The sequence below is a fragment of the Tepidimonas sp. genome, from assembly GCF_036825565.1.
Classification (GTDB): Bacteria; Pseudomonadota; Gammaproteobacteria; order Burkholderiales; family Burkholderiaceae_C; genus Tepidimonas.
Genome location: NZ_DAISXZ010000113.1, coordinates 1 through 4,305, shown reverse-complemented (window position 1 = coordinate 4,305; position 4,305 = coordinate 1). Strand labels below are relative to the sequence as shown.

The window sequence follows — 4,305 nt, the reverse complement described above, 5'->3', positions numbered from 1 at the left end:
CGCCCGGGGTTCACCCGGGCGCACCCTTCCTCACCGCAGGACGATCAGATCGCGAAGGGGTTGGCGAACGCGAACAGCAGCGCGATGGCCACACCGATCAGGAAGGCCGCGTCGATCAGACCGGCGAGAATGAACATCTTGGTCTGCAGGTCGTTCATCAGCTCGGGCTGACGGGCGGACGACTCGAGGAACTTGCCACCCATGAGGGCGATGCCGATCGACGCACCGATGGCGCCCAGACCGACGATGATGCCGCAAGCCAGAGCAACGAGACCCAGAATGTTTTCCATGATGGTTTCCTTTTGAGGTTGAGAGGAAGGTTTAGGGGGAAACGAACTCAGTGCGCATCATGTGCCTGCCCCAGGTAGATCAGGGCCAGCATCATGAAAATGAACGCCTGCAGGGTGATCACCAGGATGTGGAAGATGGCCCACACCGTACCGGCGATCAGGTGCCCGACGAAGAGCAGCCCACCGCTGAACGACAGCGCAGCGAAACCGCCGAGCAGCGCGATCAGCATGAAGACCAGCTCACCCGCGAACATGTTGCCAAACAACCGCATGCCGTGGGAGACGGTCTTCGCCACGAACTCGATCATTTGCATCAGGAAGTTCACCACGCCCAGCAGCAGCGCCCAGAACGGGTTTTTGCTGGTGCCAAACGGCGCCGTCACCAGCTCGTGCGTCCAACCGCCCAAACCTTTGATTTTGATGTTGTAGAACAGACACATCAGCAGCACCGACACCGACAGACCCAGGGTCGTCGATAGATCGGCCGTCGGCACAACACGCAGATAGTCCTTGAAGCCCAGCGCCGGCCCGGCCGAGTGCCATAGCGCCGGCAGCAGATCCACCGGCAGCAGGTCCATGGCGTTCATGAAGAAGATCCACACGAACACGGTCAGCGCCATCGGCGCGATGACCTTGCGGCTGGCGGCGTTGTGGATCACCCCCTTGGCCTGGGCCTCGACCATCTCGACCAAGATCTCGACGGCGGCTTGAAAGCGCCCCGGCACGCCAGCGGTGGCGCGACGCGCCCCCAGCCACAGCAGCCACACGCCCAGCAGCCCCATCAGCACGGAGAACACCACCGAGTCGATGTTGATCACCGAAAAGTCGACAATGAAGTCCTGCTTCTTGTTGGTCAGGTGCATCAGGTGATGCCGGATGTACTCACCTGCGGTCGGCCCTTGTCCTTCAGCTGCCATTCGTCAACCCATTCCCGTTCTTGAACAAACCGATCGGTCCCGCGCCGCCGGCCGCACGATCCACGCCAGCCAATACGACTTGAGAACCACCACCAGCCCGACCACGAGGCCCAGCCAGCTCAGACCCGGAATCCAGTGCGGCGCCGACGCCAGCATCGCCAGCACCAGCAGCACCTTGACCCCTTCCCACCACAACCAACCCGCCAGCGACGCCCGCGCCACCCCAGGGAATGCCGCGCCCAGCCAACGCGCCAACGCGCCCGACGTCACCCCCCAAGCCATGACCGCCGACGGCAGCACAGCGCACAACGCGCCATACGCCACCGAAGCCACCAGGGACCAACGCCCATCGCCCGCGACGAGCACCCCCACAGCCGCCACCGCCGACACCAGCAGCGCCAGCGCCGCTTGCCACGCCACGACCCGCCACACGGACAGCGCCGGGTGCCGCTGCCGCCACAGACGCGCTTCTTCGGGCGTCAGGGGCTTGAAGTCGGCGGCATCGCCCCCAACTGCGTCCTCGTCGGCCCAGCGCCCTTCGGCACCTTCGGCCCCCTTGACCAACCGCGGACGTGGGGGCACTGTCACCGACGACGGCCGGGACGCAGCGGGAGGGACGGACCGGTCTGCTGACACCGCCAAACCTGAGATTATCGACACCTCGAATGACGCACGCCTGACAGCGAACGTGGCACCTGCGCAGCTTTTGGCCACGCTGGCAAAGCTCTTTATTATACGGATTAACCCCAATTATCGTTTCGTTGCGCATGTCCGACGCCCAACCCCTGCTCCAGTTTCCGTGCCGCTTCCCGATCAAGGTAATGGGCGCGCACGTCGACGGCTTCGTCAGCGCCGTGGCGCATGTCGCGCGACAGTTCGACCCCGACTTCGACGAAGCGAGCGTCGAGCAGCGCGTCAGCCGCAGCGGCCGCTACCTGGGTCTGACCATCACGGTGCAGGTGACATCGCGCGCGCAGCTCGACGAGCTGTACCGCACGCTGACCACCCACCCGATGGTGCGGGTGGTGCTGTGAGCGCGACCCTGCGCGATCTGGGGCGGGCCGATTACGACGCCACCTATGCGGCCATGCGCGCCTTCACCGAAGGACGCGGGCCGCACACCCCGGACGAAATCTGGCTCTGCGAACACCCCCCCGTCTTCACCCAGGGGCTGGCGGGCCGCGCAGAACATCTGTTGCATCCGGGCGACATCCCGGTCGTGGCCACCAACCGCGGCGGCCAGGTCACCTATCACGGCCCTGGCCAGGTGGTGGCCTACCCGCTGATCGACCTGCGCCGCGCCGGCTACTTCGTCAAGGAGTATGTGTACCAGTTGGAGGAAGCCGTCATCCGCACGCTGGCCGCCTGGGGCGTCACGGGGCACCGGGTGGCCGGGGCCCCCGGCATCTATGTGCGCCTGGACGACCCCCATGCCCACGCCGCGCTGGTGGGGCCGCGCCCGGGCGGCAACCCGTTCGCGGGGCTGGGCAAGATCAGCGCCCTCGGCATCAAGGTGCACCGGCACTGCACCTACCACGGGGTGGCGCTCAACGTCGCGATGGACCTGAGCCCCTTCTCCCGTATCAACCCCTGCGGCTACGCCGGCTTGCGCACGGTGGACCTTGCTACCATCGGTGTTGACGTGCCGTTGGCCGATGTGCGCGCCGAGCTGGCGCAGCAGCTTTTGCGGTTGCTCGCGCCCCGCCCATGACGCCACCTGCCGCCACCCATGACACCGGTAACGACACCGCCACGGATGCCGCCACCGACGCCGCGCCTTCGCGGCCAGGACCCCCGATGAACGCCGAAACCTCCACGCCCCCTGCCGCCGGCTACGACCCGACCGCCAAGCAAAAGAGTGCGGCCAAGACCGCCCGCATCCCCATCAAGGTCGAGTCCGCCCCCGCGCTCAAGAAACCGGACTGGATTCGGGTCAAGGCCGGCAGCCCCAGCACGCGCTTCTACGAAATCAAGGACATCCTGCGCGCCAACAAACTGGTCACCGTGTGCGAGGAAGCCTCCTGCCCCAACATCGGTGAGTGCTTTGGCAAGGGCACAGCCACCTTCATGATCATGGGCGACAAGTGCACCCGGCGCTGCCCGTTCTGCGACGTGGGCCACGGCCGCCCGGACCCCCTCGACCCCGACGAGCCCGAGAACCTGGCGCGCACCATCGCCGCGCTGAAACTGCAGTATGTCGTCATCACCAGCGTGGACCGCGACGACCTGCGCGACGGCGGCGCGAGGCATTTCGTCGCCTGCATCCAGCGCGTGCGCGCGCTCTCGCCCGCCACGCGCATCGAAATCTTGGTGCCCGACTTCCGCGGCCGCGACGACCGGGCGCTGGAAATCCTGAAGGCGGCGCCGCCGGATGTCATGAACCACAACCTGGAGACCGTGCCGCGACTCTACAAGCAGGCGCGCCCCGGCTCGGATTACGCGTTCAGCCTCAACCTGCTCAAAAAATTCAAGGCCCTGTTCCCCCATGTGCCGACCAAGAGCGGGCTGATGGTCGGCCTGGGCGAGACGGACGAGGAAATCCTGGACGTCATGCGCGACATGCGCGCGCACGGCATCGACATGCTGACAATCGGCCAGTATCTGGCCCCCAGCAGGCACCACCTGCCGGTGCGGCGCTACGTGCTCCCGGACACGTTCAAGATGTTCGAGGAACAGGCGTACGCGATGGGCTTTACGCACGCCGCTGTGGGCGCCATGGTGCGCAGCAGCTACCACGCCGACCAGCAGGCCCACGCCGCTGGCGTGGGTGGCTGACCCCCACGCCCCGGGCATCAACGGCCGGCAGGCCGTCCCGTCTCGATGATGGTCACATCGACCCGGCGGTTTTTGGCGCGCCCCTCGGCCGTGGCGTTGTCGGCAACCGGCTCGCGCTTGCCACGGCCTTCGGTGCGCACCTTGTCGGCCGGGATACCCTTGCTGACCAAGTAGGCCTTGACCGCCTCGGCGCGGCGCAGCGACAGGCGGTCGTTGTAGGCATCGGAACCGACGCTGTCGGTGTGGCCCACCGCAATCGCGACGTCCAGTGCCCCGCCCGCAATTCTTTTGGACACGAAATTGGGGTAAACAGACGTGTCTGA

7 protein-coding genes are annotated in these 4,305 nt (G+C 66.3%); 3 read left to right on the top strand and 4 right to left on the bottom strand.

Going from position 1 to position 4,305, the window contains the following annotated elements; translation table 11 throughout:
• Positions 1 to 44: 44 nt before the first annotated feature.
• From atpE to V7026_RS11115, 3 genes are read right to left on the bottom strand one after another with little or no spacing between them, the layout of a single operon-like run.
• Positions 45 to 290: a F0F1 ATP synthase subunit C gene (atpE, locus tag V7026_RS11125; RefSeq protein WP_043702567.1), complete on the bottom strand. Its 246-nt coding sequence runs from the start codon at positions 288 to 290 to the stop codon at positions 45 to 47.
• Between the two features lie 47 nt (positions 291 to 337).
• Positions 338 to 1,207, bottom strand: coding sequence for a F0F1 ATP synthase subunit A (atpB, locus tag V7026_RS11120; protein WP_334155442.1), 870 nt, complete (start codon positions 1,205 to 1,207; stop codon positions 338 to 340).
• Positions 1,208 to 1,210: 3 nt separating this feature from the next.
• Positions 1,211 to 1,795 (bottom strand): ATP synthase subunit I, encoded by a 585-nt coding sequence (locus V7026_RS11115; protein WP_334155441.1) that lies wholly within the window; start codon positions 1,793 to 1,795, stop codon positions 1,211 to 1,213.
• 179 nt (positions 1,796 to 1,974) lie between these two features.
• Between V7026_RS11115 and V7026_RS11110 the strand changes: the two genes are divergently transcribed.
• From V7026_RS11110 to lipA, 3 genes are all read left to right on the top strand, one after another.
• Positions 1,975 to 2,241: a YbeD family protein gene (locus V7026_RS11110; RefSeq protein ID WP_334155440.1), complete on the top strand. Its 267-nt coding sequence runs from the start codon at positions 1,975 to 1,977 to the stop codon at positions 2,239 to 2,241.
• Positions 2,238 to 2,918: a lipoyl(octanoyl) transferase LipB gene (lipB, locus tag V7026_RS11105; RefSeq protein WP_334155439.1), complete on the top strand. Its 681-nt coding sequence runs from the start codon at positions 2,238 to 2,240 to the stop codon at positions 2,916 to 2,918. Before V7026_RS11110 ends, lipB begins: the two co-directional genes overlap by 4 nt.
• Positions 2,919 to 3,004: 86 nt before the next feature.
• A complete protein-coding gene (gene lipA, locus V7026_RS11100; protein ID WP_334155438.1) occupies positions 3,005 to 3,982 on the top strand; it encodes a lipoyl synthase in 978 nt (325 codons plus the stop codon).
• 17 nt (positions 3,983 to 3,999) lie between these two features.
• On the opposite strand, the gene V7026_RS11095 is transcribed toward lipA, so the two are convergent.
• Positions 4,000 to 4,305: OmpA family protein (locus V7026_RS11095; RefSeq protein WP_334155437.1), on the bottom strand; the 306-nt coding region annotated here is incomplete at its 5' end.